12 protein-coding genes are annotated in these 14,265 nt (G+C 75.2%); 6 read left to right on the forward strand and 6 right to left on the reverse strand.

Features of this window, described 5'->3' with window-relative positions; translation table 11 throughout:
• The first annotated feature begins 55 nt into the window (after nucleotides 1-55).
• Complete coding sequence (locus AMK27_RS01180) at nucleotides 56-2,116, forward strand: SpoIIE family protein phosphatase (protein ID WP_073902153.1); 2,061 nt, start codon at nucleotides 56-58, stop codon at nucleotides 2,114-2,116.
• Between the two features lie 59 nt (nucleotides 2,117-2,175).
• Here the strand turns inward: AMK27_RS01180 and AMK27_RS01185 are convergent, their stop codons facing one another.
• The 3 genes from AMK27_RS01185 to AMK27_RS01195 all read right to left on the reverse strand — a co-directional run bounded on the left by AMK27_RS01185 (nucleotide 2,176) and on the right by AMK27_RS01195 (nucleotide 3,870).
• Nucleotides 2,176-2,808, reverse strand: a complete 633-nt coding sequence (locus AMK27_RS01185) for a DinB family protein (RefSeq protein WP_073902154.1) — start codon at nucleotides 2,806-2,808, stop codon at nucleotides 2,176-2,178.
• A gap of 107 nt (nucleotides 2,809-2,915) precedes the next feature.
• On the reverse strand, nucleotides 2,916-3,311 hold the full coding sequence (locus AMK27_RS01190; protein WP_073902155.1) for a TOBE domain-containing protein: 396 nt from the start codon (nucleotides 3,309-3,311) through the stop codon (nucleotides 2,916-2,918).
• Between the two features lie 79 nt (nucleotides 3,312-3,390).
• Complete coding sequence (locus AMK27_RS01195) at nucleotides 3,391-3,870, reverse strand: Lrp/AsnC family transcriptional regulator (RefSeq protein ID WP_073902156.1); 480 nt, start codon at nucleotides 3,868-3,870, stop codon at nucleotides 3,391-3,393.
• A gap of 273 nt (nucleotides 3,871-4,143) precedes the next feature.
• Here AMK27_RS01195 and AMK27_RS01200 point away from each other — a divergent pair, with 273 nt between their 5' ends.
• The 4 genes from AMK27_RS01200 (at nucleotide 4,144) to AMK27_RS01215 (ending at nucleotide 9,902) form a co-directional block, all read left to right on the forward strand.
• Nucleotides 4,144-5,556 (forward strand): FAD-dependent oxidoreductase, encoded by a 1,413-nt coding sequence (locus AMK27_RS01200; RefSeq protein WP_073902157.1) that lies wholly within the window; start codon nucleotides 4,144-4,146, stop codon nucleotides 5,554-5,556.
• Nucleotides 5,557-5,710: 154 nt separating this feature from the next.
• A complete protein-coding gene (locus AMK27_RS01205) occupies nucleotides 5,711-6,760 on the forward strand; it encodes a hypothetical protein (RefSeq protein WP_143204801.1) in 1,050 nt (349 codons plus the stop codon).
• Between the two features lie 452 nt (nucleotides 6,761-7,212).
• Entirely contained in the window at nucleotides 7,213-8,715 is a 1,503-nt protein-coding gene (locus AMK27_RS01210) for an FUSC family protein (protein ID WP_073902159.1), read from the forward strand.
• Between the two features lie 131 nt (nucleotides 8,716-8,846).
• The gene (locus AMK27_RS01215) at nucleotides 8,847-9,902 is read left to right on the forward strand and encodes a lactonase family protein (protein WP_073902160.1); all 1,056 of its coding nucleotides are present in this window, start codon (nucleotides 8,847-8,849) and stop codon (nucleotides 9,900-9,902) included.
• A 133-nt stretch (nucleotides 9,903-10,035) separates the two neighbouring features.
• On the opposite strand, the gene AMK27_RS01220 is transcribed toward AMK27_RS01215, so the two are convergent.
• Nucleotides 10,036-10,959, reverse strand: coding sequence for a sirohydrochlorin chelatase (locus tag AMK27_RS01220; RefSeq protein WP_073902161.1), 924 nt, complete (start codon nucleotides 10,957-10,959; stop codon nucleotides 10,036-10,038).
• Between the two features lie 79 nt (nucleotides 10,960-11,038).
• The gene (locus AMK27_RS01225) at nucleotides 11,039-12,103 is read right to left on the reverse strand and encodes an N-acetylglucosamine kinase (protein ID WP_241847263.1); all 1,065 of its coding nucleotides are present in this window, start codon (nucleotides 12,101-12,103) and stop codon (nucleotides 11,039-11,041) included.
• A 137-nt stretch (nucleotides 12,104-12,240) separates the two neighbouring features.
• On the opposite strand from AMK27_RS01225, the gene AMK27_RS01230 reads away from it, so the two are divergent.
• Nucleotides 12,241-12,918 carry a uracil-DNA glycosylase gene (locus tag AMK27_RS01230; RefSeq protein WP_073902162.1) on the forward strand — a complete coding sequence of 226 codons (678 nt, stop codon included), beginning with the start codon at nucleotides 12,241-12,243 and terminating at the stop codon, nucleotides 12,916-12,918.
• A 176-nt stretch (nucleotides 12,919-13,094) separates the two neighbouring features.
• On the opposite strand, the gene AMK27_RS01235 is transcribed toward AMK27_RS01230, so the two are convergent.
• Nucleotides 13,095-14,177, reverse strand: a complete 1,083-nt coding sequence (locus AMK27_RS01235) for a WD40/YVTN/BNR-like repeat-containing protein (RefSeq protein WP_073902163.1) — start codon at nucleotides 14,175-14,177, stop codon at nucleotides 13,095-13,097.
• Nucleotides 14,178-14,265: the final 88 nt, after the last annotated feature.

Raw genomic sequence — 14,265 nt, forward strand, 5'->3', positions numbered from 1 at the left:
GTGATTCGACAGGGAATGCGCCCCCCGGGGCCGGGCCGATGCGTAGGTCGATGCGTTGGAGAACCACGAGTCGTCGAGCAGGGTTCCACAGCCGCCCCGGGCGGCCGTCGGGGACGCGGGTGTGCTCCGCGAGCTGCTCCCGATCGCCCTGTGGCGCGAGGACGCCGAGGGCCGCATCGTCGAGTGGTCGCTCGCCGCGCAGGACCTCCTCGGGCACCGTCCGGAGCATGTGCTCGGACGGCTCGCCGCGCCCCTCCTCGTCCCCGACGCCAACCGCGAACTCGCCGAGCGGCTGACCCATCGCGTGCAGGCCGGCGAGACCATGGTCGGGACGCTCCCCGTCCGGCACCGCGACGGGCACACCGTCGCCATGGAGATGTGGATCGTGCCGGCCATCGACCCGGACGGCCGGCCGGGCGCGATGCTCATCGCGGTGGAGACCTCCGAGGTCCTGCGGATGCGGGAGAACCTCGCGGCGATGGAGAGCCTTTTCACCCAGTCGCCGATCGGTCTCGCCCTGCTCGGCCCCGACCTGCGGTTCCTCCGGGTGAACGACGCCCTGGCCCGGATGAACGGGGTGGCCGCCGCCGAGCACGTGGGCCGCCGTCTCACCGAGGTGGTGCCCGGTGTCAACGCAGCCTCGCTCGAATCCCTGATGCGCCAGGTCCTGGAGAGCGGCAGCGCCGTCGTCGACGCCCGCCGGGTGGGCCGTACTCCCGCCGACCCCGATCGCGACCACATCTGGTCCTGTTCGTACGCCCCGCTCGTCGACCGCACCGAGCGGCGGTCCCTGGGGCTCATCGCGTCCCTCGTGGACATCACCGAGAGCCAGGAGGCGCACACCGAGGTCGAGCGGGCCCGTCACCGCTTCGCCCTGCTGGCCGAGGCGGGGGCGCGGATCGGCACGACGCTCGACCTGCAGCGGACGGCGGAGGAGACGGTCCGCTTCCTGGTGCCGCAGCTGGCCGACTCGGCGGACGTCCAGATGCTGGAGTCGGTCCTGGAGCCGGACGACCCGGTCGCCTCCACGCGCGGGGTGCTCCGCCGGCTCGCGGCCCGCTTCCCCGACCCCACGGCCCCCACGTCCCTGCTCGTCCCGGGGCAGACCTTCCAGATCCCGCTGGACTCCGTGTACGAGGGGGTCGTCGCCCGCGGCCGCCCCACGAACCTGTTCACGTCCGACATCCCGCATCTCTTCACCGACCCGCGCACCGAGGCGCTCCGCACCTACTTCGCCACCCGTATCGGCTCGGCGCGGCTCATCCCGATGGTGGCCCGCGGCCAGGTGCTCGGCTCGGTCACGGTGACCCGGCTGCGGACCCGCGAGCCGTTCGACGAGCAGGACTGCGTCCTCATCGACGAGGTCGTGGCCAGGGCCGCCCTGAACATCGACAACGCCCGCCTCTACACGACCCAGCGGGAGGCCGCCCTCACGCTTCAGCGCAGCCTCACCAACAGCGCGCTGCCCGACGTCACCGGGCTCGAACTCACCGGCCGCTACCTGCCCGCGAGCGCCCATGACGTCGGCGGCGACTGGTTCGACGTCATCGCCGTGCCGGGCGGCAGGACGGGTCTCGTGATCGGTGACGTCATGGGGCACGGCATCCACGCGGCCGCGGTCATGGGGCAACTCCGCACGGCGGTGAGGACTCTGGCCCGCCACGACGTCCCGCCGGCCGAGATGCTCAGCGCGCTCGACGCCGTCGTCGCCGACCTCGGCGAGGACACCATGGCGACCTGCGTCTACGCCGTCCACGACCCGGCCACCGGAGGCTGGGTCATCGCGCGCGCCGGTCACCCGCCGCCGGCCGTGGCCACTCCGGACGGGACGATCACCTTCCTCGACGGGCCGCCGGGAACCCCGCTGGGCACCGGTGCCCACGACTTCGGCGCCGAGGAGGTCACCCTGCCCGAGGGCGGGCTGCTCGTCCTCTACACGGACGGCCTCATCGAGGCCCGCGACCGCGACCTCGACGAGGGGATGCGGCAGCTCGCCGGGGCGCTCCGGGACCTCGGCCGCCCCCTGGACGAGTTGTGCGACGACGTCCTGAGCCGGCTGCTCGCGGCGCCCGCGCAGGACGACGTGGCGATCCTGCTGGCGCGTACGACCGGCTGAGGTCCGTACTCCGTGGAGGGAGAGGGGATCGTGCGAGGCGCCGGTCGTGGCCGCCGGGTTCAGGCTCCCGTGGGCCGGAGCCGGTACAGGTCGCGGAGGAGGGCGATCTCCGCCCCGTGGTGCAGGAGTTCCTGGTTCACCCACCAGACGGTCTCCAGGAAGGGATCCTCCGGATCGCTGCCGTGCGGGTAGGTGCTGTACCCGACGGTGTCGAGCGCCGCGTCGTCGGCGGACAGCAGCGCGTCCCGCCAGGCGCCGGCGGCGGTGTCGAAGGCGGCGACGGCCGTCGTGACGTCGCCGCTGACCGTGTAGTCGTCGCGGCTGAGGGTGTGGCTGCCGTTCGTGTGGTCGGCGCGGAGCGCGAGCAGTTCGCTCAGGTGACTCAGCCGCCAGGCGATCGTCGTGAACGGCGGCGGTGCCGGGTGCGGCGGCGGAGTCGCGTCCCGGCCCCAGGCGCCGGAGGCGGCGCCGGTCAGCACGGTGGCGCGCGGACCGGGGCCGTCGGTGCGGCGCCGGACGGACCAGCAGCCGGGACCCGGCTCCCAGAGGTACTCCGCGTCGGTCATCGGGCCGACCTCGACGTCCGTACCGTTCCCGCTGTCCATCACCGGCCCCGCCATGCGGTCGGTCAGCCGCCGGCGGGCGAAGTCGAACTGGTCGAGGAGGGGGACGAGTCGGGCGGGTATCGCCATCGGGGGCTCCGGATCGCGGCAGGCAGGCAGGCAGGCAGGCGGGTAGGCGGGGCGGGTCGGGGCGGTGTGGAGGGCGGGGCGGTCGGCGGGTGGAGGGGCGGCCGGGATCAGGCCCGGTCGATGTGCACGCTCGTCGACTTCACGCGGGCGGTGGCCTGCATGCCGACCTCGAGTCCCAGCTCCTCCACGGCCTCACGGGTGAGGAGCGAGACGAGCCGGTGCGGACCCGCCTGGATCTCCACCTGCGCGGCGATGTCACCGAGCTTGACGGCCGTCACGATGCCGGGGAACGCGTTGCGCACCGACGTGTACGCCGTGTCGTCCTCGCCCTGGCCGCTCTGAGCGACCTCGACGGAGAAGGCGGCCAGGTCGCGGCCGTCGATGAGGCGCCGGCCGTTCTCGTCGCGATGGGTGACGAACCTGCCGTTGTCGGCCCAGCGGCGTGCGGTGTCGGGGCTCACGCCCAGCAGGCGCGCCGCCTGCCCGATGGTGTAGGACTGCATATGCGAGAGATTACGCTCATGAAGCTCGCATATGCAAGCAAAGTTCGCATATCTCGCCCTACGGGGCAAGCTCCGCGCTTCACGCGGAACCCGACCGCCGTCCGACCGCCTCGACCAGCGGCAGCAGCCGGTGCGCCACCCGCTCCCGCAACGCGATCTCGGTACGGGTACGGACCACCCCGGGAAGCTGGATGAGCCGCTGGATGACGTCCTCCAGATGTCCGGCGTCCCGGGCGACCACCCGGGTGAGCAGGTCCCCGCCGCCGGTGATGGAGAAGGCCTCCACGATCTCCGGAACGGCCGCGAGCGCGTCGCCGACCTCGTCCAGATGCCCCTGGGTGACCTCGACATGGACGAAGGCGAGCACCGGGTGCCCCAGCGCGGCCGGGGAGAGCACCGGACCGGTCGCGGTGATCACCCCGTCGCGCTCCAGCCGTTCGATCCTGGCCTGTACGGTGCCCCGCGCCACGCCCAGGATCCGCGCGTACTCGCGCACGCTCGTCCGCGGCTGCTCGATGAGCAGCCGCAGGATCCGGGTGTCGAGCTCGTCCACGGCCATACGCGGTGGTCCTCCTCGGGTTCCTGCGGTTCGGTTCGGTCCGGTCCGGTCCGGTTCAGTACAGCGGTACCGGGGGTCGGAATCGTTTCATTCCGGCACGGAATCCGCTCCTCCGGGGGCCTCCGGGGGCCTCCGGATGTCCTTCGAGGTGCGTCCGGGGCCTCCGTGCGGGGTCCTCCCTGTGTCCCCCGGGTGCCTCCCGAGGGCTCCGGGTATCTCCTGAGAAGGGGGTACCGCGTGCCGTCCACCCGGCACCCGCGGAGAGGAGCGGTCATGCGACGCGGATCCGGGACCTCGTACTGGATGGAGTCGGCACCGCCGGGCGGCGCCGCGCACCCGCCCCCGGACGGCGACCTCCGGGCCGACGTGGCCGTCGTCGGAGCCGGTGTCGCCGGCGTCTGCGCCGCCCGGGAGCTGGTCCGCGCGGGGGCCGACGTGGTCCTCCTGGAGGCGGACCGGATCGCGAGCGGTGTGACCGGCCACGCCGCCGGCGGACTGACCTCCCTGCACGGCCTCTGCTACGGACGGCTGCGCCGCCGCCGGGGGCCGGAGGCGGCTGCCCTGTACGCCGACGCCCAGGCGGACGCCCTGCGCCGGGTGACGGGAGACTGCGCGGAACTGGGAATCGACGCGGAGATCGAGCACCGGCCGGCGTTCTCGTACACCGTCGACGAGGCGAGCGCGGCGGAGATCCGCGAGGAGGCGGATGCCGCGGGGGAGGCGGGCCTCAAGGCGACGACGGTGACGGACACGGGGCTTCCGTACCCGGTCGTGGCCGCCGTCCGCGTGGAGGACCAGCTGCAGTTCCACCCGCGCCGGTTCCTGCTCGGCCTGGCGGACGACTTCGTCGCGCGGGGCGGCCGCCTCCACGAGGGCACGCGCGTCACCGACCTCCACGACGGCGCCGAGTGCCGCCTCACCGTGGAGGGCGGAGCCGTGGTCCACGCCCGGGACGTCGTCATCGCCACCCACTTCCCGCTGCGCTGCCACAGCAGCCTCCTGGTGCGCCTCTCCGTGCGCCGGGAGCTCGTCGTCGCCGCGTCCGTGGACGAACACCATGCCCCGTACGGCATGTACGTGACCTTCGACGGCGGCGCCCGGTCGGTGCGCACGGCTCCGCTCGGCGGGGGGCGGAGGCTGCTGATCGTGGCGGGCGAGGGCTTCGAGCCGGGCAGCGGCGGCGTGTCCGCACGGTACGACGGCCTGGAGGCCTGGGCGCGCGGGCACCTGCCGGGCTTCGCCGAGGCGCCGGAGGTCCACCGGTGGGCCGCCCAGGACGTCCACACACCCGACGGGATGCCCTGCGTGGGCCACGAGCACCCGGACACCCAGCACGTCTACCTCGCCACCGGCTTCGGCGGATGGGGCCTCAGCAACGGCGTCGCCGCCGGCCGCCTGCTGGCCGCGCACGTGACCGGCGCGCCGCGCCCGGCCTGGACGGAGCTCGTCGACCCGCGCCGCCACCTGCCGCTCCGCGAGGTGCCCGGGGTCGTACGGCAGCAGTCCACGGTGGCGCGCCACTACGCGGCGGCCCGACGGACGGCCCGGCGCTGCACCCACATGGGCTGCGAGCTCGGCTTCAACGAGTCGGAACAGACCTGGGAGTGCCCCTGCCACGGCTCCCGCTTCGCGGCGGACGGCAGCGTCGTCCAAGGTCCTGCCATCCGCCCGCTGACGGACGACTGAGCCGCCCGCCGGCGCGCGCGGTGCACGAAAGGACGTCCCTGACACCGTCGGGCGGCCTTCGGGAACCGCCCGAGTGGGTGATCGGACCGGGCATCCGGCGGAGGCGGCGAGCGGGATCCCGGCCCCCGCGCGTGATCGGCGCAGAGTGGTCGGCGTGGACGTCGAGGAAGTCGCCGAGGAGTTGTACGGCCTGAGGCCGGCGGAGTTCGTGGCCGCGCGGGACACGTACGTCGCCCGGGCACGCGCGGCGAAGGACGCACGGGCGGCGAAGGCCATCGCCGCCCTGCGGCGCCCGTCGCTCGCCGCCTGGGCGGCGAACCGGCTGGCCCGGCAGCGGCAGCCGGAGGCGCAGCAGTTCCTGGCCCTGGGGGAGACCCTGCGGGAGGCCCACCGGACGCTCGACGCCGAGCAGCTGCGGGCGGCGAGCGGGCAGCGGCAGCAGCTGATCACCGCCCTGGCCCGGACGGCCGGAGCGCTCGCGGGCGAAGCGGGGCTCTCCGTGAGTGACACCGTGCTGCACGAGATCGAGCAGACCCTGCACGGCGTCCTCGCCGACCGGCACCTGGCCGAGCAGTGGTCGAGGGGCCGCCTCGTCAAGACGCCCGAAGCGGTGGTCGGATTCCCCCCGGTCGCCCCGGAGGCGGTGCCGGCCGCCCGAGCCCCGGCCGCGGCGACATCGGAAGCCACCGGGACCGCCGGGTCGACGGGGACGCCCGGAACCGCCGGGACGACCAGGACCGCCGGGACGACGGGGACGACTGCGACCGCCGGGACGACCACGGCCACCGACAGCGAGGAGGCGGCCGGAGCCGCCGAGCAGCCGGAGCCGAAGAGGAAGCCGGCCCGCAGTGCGGACGCGCGGCGCCGGCGCGAACTCGAACGAGCCCGAGTGCGCGAGCTGGAACGGGCCCGTACGGCGGCGGAGGAGGCCGACGGCGAGGTCGTCCTGCGCGAGCGGGAGCTCGCCGAGGCCCGCGACGCGCGGCAGGCCGCGGCGGAGGCGGCCGAGGAGGCGGCCGAACGGGTCAGCCGCCTGGAGCACGAGCTGCACGACGGCCGGAAGGCCCGGCAGGAGGCGAGGACGGCGTCCACGACGGCCGGGAAGGCGGTGACGACCGCTGAGCACGCCCTGCGGGACGCCCGCCGCGCCGCCGCGCAGGCCGCCGGCACCGTTCAGGACCTGGAGGGCCGGAGCCGGGAGTGAACCGCGCCGCGAGGACCTGGGCACGCCGGGCGGAGCCGACCGGGAGTGCCGGGAGCGACCGCTCAGTGGCACGGCTCGCCGATCAGAAGCGCCAGTGGCACGGCTCGCTCGCCGATCAGGCAGGACCGGCCCGGGGACGGCGACACGGGACCGGCCCGGGGACCGCGGCACCGGCCCGGCCCGGGGTGGTCCGTTGGCCGCCGGGCGGCCGACAGAGGGCGCCCTTCACTGGGCCAATGGCCCACCCGACGGGCGATGAGTTGAGCCAGGGGCGCCCTGGATGGTTTCCTTGGCGTATCCAGGTACTTTCGGCGCCGCGCAGCGCCGGGGCGGCGACGAGGCCGGTCCGGACCGCGGCGCCTTCGTCATGTCCGCGAGCTCCCACCACCCCGGGACCGCCGCGAGGCAGGGCGGAAGGCAAGACGAGGGGGCGGTTCACAGCCGTGAAGAGGATGTTCGTGGCACCGGATCCGGGGCACGTCAGGTTGAAGAACTCGCTGCGCGCCGTCATGGGCATCGCGCTCGCCGTCGCGCTGGCCGAGCTCGCCGGCCTCTCGCTCACCGCGTCGATCACCGGCGGTCTGGCCGCGCTGCTCGCGCTCTTCACCGTGATGGACTCCACCGTCCGCGCGCAGGCCGTCACCACCCTCCTCCTCCCGGCTGCGGGCTTCCCCGTCCTCGCCCTCGCCACCGCGCTGCACGACATCACCCTGCTGCGGGACGCCGCCTTCCTCGCCGTGGTCTTCTGCGGGGTCTACGCCCGGCGCTGGGGCCCGCGCGGCCACGCGCTGGGGATCTTCGCGTTCATGAACTTCTTCACCACCCAGTTCCTGCACGCCGTCCCCGGTCAGCTCCCCGAGCTGTACGCGGCCGTCGGCATCGCCCTGGCCGCCGCGGGCGCGGTGCGCTTCCTCCTGTGGCCGCTGGAGCGCCGTACGCCGCCGCCCGCCGCGCCGGCCCCGCTGCCCGGCTCCGGGCTCTCGCGCGTGACCACCCGGCAGGCGATCCAGGCCGCGGCCGCGTGCGCCGTGGCGCTCGCGATCGGCCAGGTGCTCTCCGAGGACCGCTGGTACTGGGCCGTCGGCACGACGTGGTGGATCTTCGTCAACACGGTGTCGCGGGGCGAGACGCTGGTACGCGGTTTCCGCCGGGTCCTCGGGACGGTGATCGGCATCGCCGTCGGCATGGTCGTCGCCATCCCGCTCGACGGGGCCGTGGTCCCCACCGCCGCCCTGGTGGCCGTCTGCGTCTTCGGGATCTTCTATACCGCGCCCGTCTCGTACAGCTGGATGATGCTGGCCGTGACGGTGATGGCGGGTCTGCTCTACGGGCTCCTCGGTGTGCTCGACCCGGCGCTCCTGGTGCTCCGCCTGGAGGAGACGGCCGTGGGCGCGGTGAGCGCGGCGCTCGCCGTGCTGCTCATCCTCCCGGTCACCACGCACGCCATCAACGACGCCTGGATCCAGCGGGCGCTGCGGGGCGTGCGGTCGGCGACCTCCGCCTCCCTGCGCCGCCTGTCCGGTGACGAGGACGCCGACCCGACCCCGCACGCCGCCGAGCTGGAGCTGCTCCTCGGACGCGTGCGGCTCTCCGTCGCTCCGCTGGTCCACCCGCTGAGCCCGTTCCGTGGCCGGAAGGCCCGGGCGCGGAGGGTCCTGGCGCTGCTCGACGAGTGCGCCGAAGAGGTGCGGGGGCTCGCCGCCGTGGCGGCCGACCCGGCCGCGAGCCACGACGCCCGCCTCGCCGCGGCCTGCTGGCGCGTCGAGGCCGCGGTGGAGCGGCTGACCTCACCCGGGGGCGGTCGCGAGGCCGGGGAGCGGGCGGCCGCGGACGGCACGGCCGCCCCGGCGGCGGGTCAGGCGGCGCTCGGGCACGTCAGCGGTCTGGAGAAGCTCCTCGCCGCGCTCGACGAGCCGCTGCGGACACCGCCGGGCTCGCTGCTCGTCCGCTCCTGACCGTTCCGGCACGTCTGCGGCTCGTCCGAGGCCCGCCGCCACGCCCCCTCTCTTTGGTCTAGACCGCCTGCTACCGTCGGCCGGACGCAGGCCGGTCGACCGCGACCGGCCGCGGGGACAGGGGAGGCACCGTGGGCGGCACAGAGACGGTTCGGGACCGGAGCGCCGTACGGGCGTACATCGGCTCCTTCACCTCGGCGGGCGGGCGGGGAGTCCTCGCCGCCGACGTGGACGCGGAGACGGGGGCGCTGACCGTCACCGGCGGCAGCGACGCCCTCGTCGACCCCTCGTTCCTCGCCCTCGCGGGTCCCGTGCTGCACGCCGTGTCCGAGACCGCGGCGGGGGCCGTCGCCGCCTTCGACGTCAGCGGGCCGGAACCCCGCCTCCTCGGCGCTCCCGTCCCCGTCGACGGCGCCGCACCCACCCACCTCGCGCTGGCCGCCGGGCACCTCCTCACCGCCAACTACACCTCCGGCAGCGTCACGGCACTCCCGCTGGCCGAGGACGGCACCGCCCGTCGTGCCCCGGCCGTCCTCCGGCACGAGGGCAGCGGCCCCGTCACCTCCCGTCAGGCCGGCCCGCACGCCCACCAGGTGCTTCCCGACCCCAGCGGGCGGTGGATCGTCAGCGTGGACCTCGGCACCGACTCCGTACGGATCTGCTCCCTGGACCCCGGCACCGGGGCCCTCACCCTCCACGGCGAGACCGCGCTGCGCCCCGGCACCGGACCCCGCCATCTCGCCTTCCACCCGGCCGGCACGCACGCGTACGTCCTGAACGAGCTCGAACCCACCCTCACCGTCTGCCGCTGGGACGCCGACGCCGGTGTCCTCGAACCCCTCGGCGAGACCCCCGTCGTCGCCGAGGGCACCCCGGGCCCCAGCTACCCGTCCGAGGTCGTCGTCGCCCGCGACGGGCGCTTCCTCTGGGCCGCCGTGCGCGGGGACGACACCCTCGCCGTGCTGGCCCTCGACCCCGACGGGGCCAAGGCCGCCCTCGTCGCCACCGTGCCCTGCGGCGGCACCTGGCCCCGCGACCTGACCCTCGCCCCGTCCGGCCGGCACCTGTACGCCGCCAACGAGCGTTCCGGCGACGTCACCTGGTTCGCCCTCGACCCCGAGACCGGGATCCCCGCGCGCGCGGGCTCCGTCGAGGCCCCGGCCGCCTCCTGCGTCGTCTTCGGCTGAGGCCGGCCCCCGGGGCCCCCGCGCCCCCGGGACCGACGAGAACGCGCTCGACACGTCGACACGTCGACACGTCGAAGGGCCCGCACCGGACATCCGGTGCGGGCCCTTCGACGTACGGGCGGGGTGGCGCGCCTCAGAGCGAGGGCGCGCCCTGCGGCTGCTGCGGCGGGATGCCGAGCGCGGCCGTGTACTGCGAGAGCACGAGCTTGCCGATCGCCGGGTAGGCGCCCAGCGGCTCGGCGGCGGCGCAGCCGGCCTCCTTCGAGGCCTCGTCGAGCAGGCCGTCGGCCAGCTCCGGGCCGATCAGGTACGGGGCGAGCGCCAGCTGCTCCGAACCGGAACCGCGCAGCTGCTCGGCGACGGAGGCGATCGAACCCTCCTGGTCGAGCGCGGCGGCGATGACGGGCACGGCGAGGCGCGCGGCCAGCAGCATGCCGGTGATCCCCGCGGCCTGCACGGCCTCCTCGCCGCCGACCGTGGCGAGGATGATGCCGTCGGCGGCCGTCGCGACCGTGAACAGCCGGGCGCGGTCGGCGCGGGCCAGACCGGCCTCGGAGAGCCGCACGTGCAGCGCCTCGGCGAGCAGCGGGTGCGGGCCGAGGACGTCGGTGAGCTCGGCGGTGTTGCCGGCGTCCATGACGGCCTGGCGGATCTGGCGCGTCTGGGCGCTGTCGGGACCCGCGAGCAGCGGCACGACGACCGAGGCGGGGCCCGTGGGGGCGCTGACCTCGCGGCCGGCGGCCACAGCCAGCTCGTACCGCTCGGTGCGCAGCGTGGCGGCGACCGTCAGCACGGTCGCGAGCGAGGGGTACTCGCTGTCGTCGCCCTCGACGAAGCCGATCAGCGCGTCGAGGCCGGGCAGCTCGGAACGGGCGATGCTCACGACCTCTTCGGCCAGCGAGCGTATGGCGGCCGACGGCACGCCGGGCACAGCGAGAACCAGTGCGGGAGCGCCCTCGGGCGCCGCCGCGGGTTCGGGGCGACGGTGCCGCCCGGACTGACGGGGTCGAGGCATTCGTACAGGCAGGCCGGAAGCAGGCCCAGTGGGGGAGCTCATGGCGCCGCATGCTACTGGTTTCGTCCGGGGCGGCGTCGGCTGAGGTACGATCATGCGCCTTCTGCCCCCCTATGTCCCCCTAGGGCGCGTCCGGAATGCGGTCCCCGCCCTCTCGCTGGAGCGACGCACCGCCTCCCACCTGGGCGGATGGGGCGGTCCCCGGAGCGCCCCCACCGAACAGGCGCAGCAGCGCGGGGTCCTCCGGCAGCCGCAGCGTGCCGGTGGCGAGCGCCGCCGCGAGCGCGACGGCCCCGGCCAGCGGACCCCCCGCGGGGTCGACCGTCCCGGCCTGCGGTACGAGCTCCCCGAGCGCCGCGCGCAGCGGTACGAGCAGGGGGTCGCCCATCTTGAACAGGCCGCCCGTCAGTGCCACCCGCGCTCCCGGACCGGCCGGGCAGGCCGCCTCCGCTGCCTCGGCGATGTGCCGGGCGGCCCGCGCCAGGATGTCCGCGGACACCGGGTCCTCGGCGGCGCACAGCCCCACCTCGGGGGCGAAGGAGGCGAGCACCGCGGGCCGGTCGGTCCGGGGGTAGAGGGCGCCCGGCAGGCCCGCCGCCGGACCGAACAGCTTCTCCGCCCGGGCCAGGAGCGCCGCCGAACCGCCGCGCCGCCCGTCGTGCGCGCGCATGGCCGCCTCCAGGCCCGCCCGGCCGATCCAGGCGCCGCTGCCGCAGTCGCCGAGGAGATGGCCCCAGCCGTCGGCCCGCCGCCAGGACACCAGATCCGTGCCGAGCGCGATCATCCCCGTTCCCCCGGCGACGACGGCTCCCGGCCGCTGTCCGAGGGCACCGGCGTACGCGGTGACGGCGTCGGCCGCCAGCACGAGCCGCCGTACGCCCCAGGCCTCGGCGAAGGCGCCCGGCAGCTCGGCCCGCAGCTCGTCCCCGAGGGTCGCCATCCCGGCGGCGCCCACGGCCGCGGCGACGACCGGGCGACCGTGGTGAGGCTCCGTCAGAGCCCTGACGGCAGGGAGGACCTGGTCGAGGAAGTGCCGGGCGGAGATGCCGCCGGGGCCGGTCCGCACCGGTTCGCGCGACGCGCGGGTGTCGAGCACGGCGCCGCTCGCCGCCTCGGCCAGCGCGATCCGGAGTCCCGAACCCCCGGAGTCGACACCGACGACCAGGCCGGCGGAAGGGTCGTTCACGGAGGCCGCTGAGACGACAGGGGGCACGGTGCACCGTCCTCGCGAGGAGTGGGGCGGGGGAGTGGGCGGAGTCTAGGGGGTGGCCCCGCACGGCGCCCGAACCGGGGTGTCACAGTAGGCCGGTAGAGTGACGGACCGTGACAGCGCGACCTTTGAAGGAACTGGTGGAGCCCGGCTGGGCGGAGGCTCTGAGCCCCGTGGCAGGCCGCGTGGCGGAGATGGGCGACTTCCTGCGGGCGGAGATCGCCGCGGGCCGGACCTATCTGCCGGCCGGCGGGCACGTACTGCGGGCGTTCCAGCAGCCCTTCGACGACGTGCGGGTCCTGATCGTGGGTCAGGACCCCTATCCGACACCGGGCATGGCGATCGGGCTCAGCTTCGCGGTCGCGCCCGAGGTCCGTCAGCTGCCTGGCAGCCTGGAGAACATCTTCCGGGAGCTGCACACCGACCTGGGGATGCCCCGGCCGTCGAACGGCGACCTGACACCCTGGACCCGACAGGGCGTCCTCCTCCTCAACAGGGCGCTGACCACCGCCCCGCGCAAGCCCGCCGCGCACCGCGGCAAGGGCTGGGAAGAGGTGACCGAGCAGGCGATCCGCGCGCTCGCCGCCCGGGGCAAGCCCCTCGTGTCGATCCTGTGGGGCCGCGACGCGCGCAACGCCCGCCCGCTCCTCGGCGATCTGCCGGCGATCGAGTCCGCGCACCCGTCCCCGATGTCGGCGGACCGCGGCTTCTTCGGCTCCCGCCCCTTCAGCCGCGCCAACGAACTCCTCCTGAAGCAGGGCGCCCAGCCGGTGGACTGGCGCCTGCCCTGACCCGACCGCGGCCCCTTCGTACGGAGGGGGCCACGGAACCGTCGGCCCCTGCCGGCGGATGGCCCTCACCGGCAGACCGCCCCTGCCGACGGGACCGCCCCTGCCCTCCCACTCCGGCATGGGAGGGCCCGGCCGCCCCGGCACGGGAGCCGCTCGGCCCCCGCGGGAATCACGCCTCAGATCGCGGCCGCCCGTACGCACAGCACGTCCGGCAGGTGCTCGGCGAGCAGGCTCCAGGTGTCGCCGTCGTCCGCGCTCGCGTACACCTCGCCGTTGCGGTTGCCGAAGTACACGCCCGCCGGGTCCGCGTCGTCCGTGCACAGCGCGTCCCGGAGCACCGTCCCGTAGTGGTCGCCCTCGGGCAGGCCGCGGCTCAGCGGCTCCCAGGTGGCTCCCGCGTCGGTCGTCCGGTAGACCCGGCACCGGCGGCCGGCCGGGACCCGGTCGGAGTCCGCGGTGATGGGGAAGACATAGGCGGTGTCGGGGCGGTGCGGGTGCGCGGCGACCGCGAAGCCGAAGTCGGACGGCAGGCCCGCGCCGATGTCCGTCCAGCTGGCGCCCGCGTCGTCGCTGCGGAAGACGCCCCAGTGGTTCTGCAGGTAGAGCCGGTCGAGATCGCCCGCGTCCTGGGCGATCTTGTGGACGCACTGCCCGAAGACCGGGTTCGGGTCCGGCAGGAACACCGCCGACACGCCCTTGTTGGCGGGCTCCCAGGCGGCCCCGCCGTCCTGTGAGCGGAACACCCCGGCGGTGGACACGGCGACGGTGACGGCCGCCGGGTCGCGCCGGTCGGTCACCACGGTGTGCACGGCCTCGCCGCCCCCGCCCGGCACCCACTGGGAGCGGGTCGGGTGCTCCCACAGCGGGCGGACGAGCTCGAAGGACTCCCCGCCGTCCCCGGACCGGAAGAGCGCGGCCGGCTCCGTCCCCGCGTACACGACGCCGGGGGAGTGCTCGGGTGCCGGGTGCAGCTGCCAGACGCGCTCCAGGGAGGCGCCGGTGTCCTCGGGGAACCTGACGGCCGGCCGCGCCGGTTCGGTCCAGGTCCTGCCGAGGTCGTCGGAGTGGAAGACGGACGGCCCCCAGTGGGAGCTGTCCCCGCCCACGAGCAGCCGCGGGGTCGGCCCGCGGGTGTCGATGGCGACCGAGTAGACCGCCTGCGCGGGGAACGCCGGATCGTCGAACTCCCATCGGCCTTCGTGCCTGCGGCCGATGAAGAGCCCCTTGCGGGTGCCTACGGTGAGGAGTACGTCGGGCATGGCTGCCAACCTCCAGGACGCCGTTGTCACGGATACGGGCCAGTCTGCACCCGGCCACTGACAACGGCTCCCGGACACTCCCGGATGC

It is taken from the genome of Streptomyces sp. CB02009, from assembly GCF_001905825.1.
Taxonomy (GTDB): Bacteria; Actinomycetota; Actinomycetes; order Streptomycetales; family Streptomycetaceae; genus Streptomyces.

Coding starts and splice junctions, on each gene's coding strand:
- AMK27_RS01235 (WP_073902163.1), bottom strand. CDS start 14,177: ATGCCCGACGTACTCCTCACCGTAGGCACCCGCAAGGGGCTCTTCATC.
- AMK27_RS01210 (WP_073902159.1), top strand. CDS start 7,213: ATGTTCGTGGCACCGGATCCGGGGCACGTCAGGTTGAAGAACTCGCTG.
- AMK27_RS01200 (WP_073902157.1), top strand. CDS start 4,144: ATGCGACGCGGATCCGGGACCTCGTACTGGATGGAGTCGGCACCGCCG.
- AMK27_RS01190 (WP_073902155.1), bottom strand. CDS start 3,311: ATGCAGTCCTACACCATCGGGCAGGCGGCGCGCCTGCTGGGCGTGAGC.
- AMK27_RS01220 (WP_073902161.1), bottom strand. CDS start 10,959: ATGAGCTCCCCCACTGGGCCTGCTTCCGGCCTGCCTGTACGAATGCCT.
- AMK27_RS01185 (WP_073902154.1), bottom strand. CDS start 2,808: ATGGCGATACCCGCCCGACTCGTCCCCCTCCTCGACCAGTTCGACTTC.
- AMK27_RS01195 (WP_073902156.1), bottom strand. CDS start 3,870: ATGGCCGTGGACGAGCTCGACACCCGGATCCTGCGGCTGCTCATCGAG.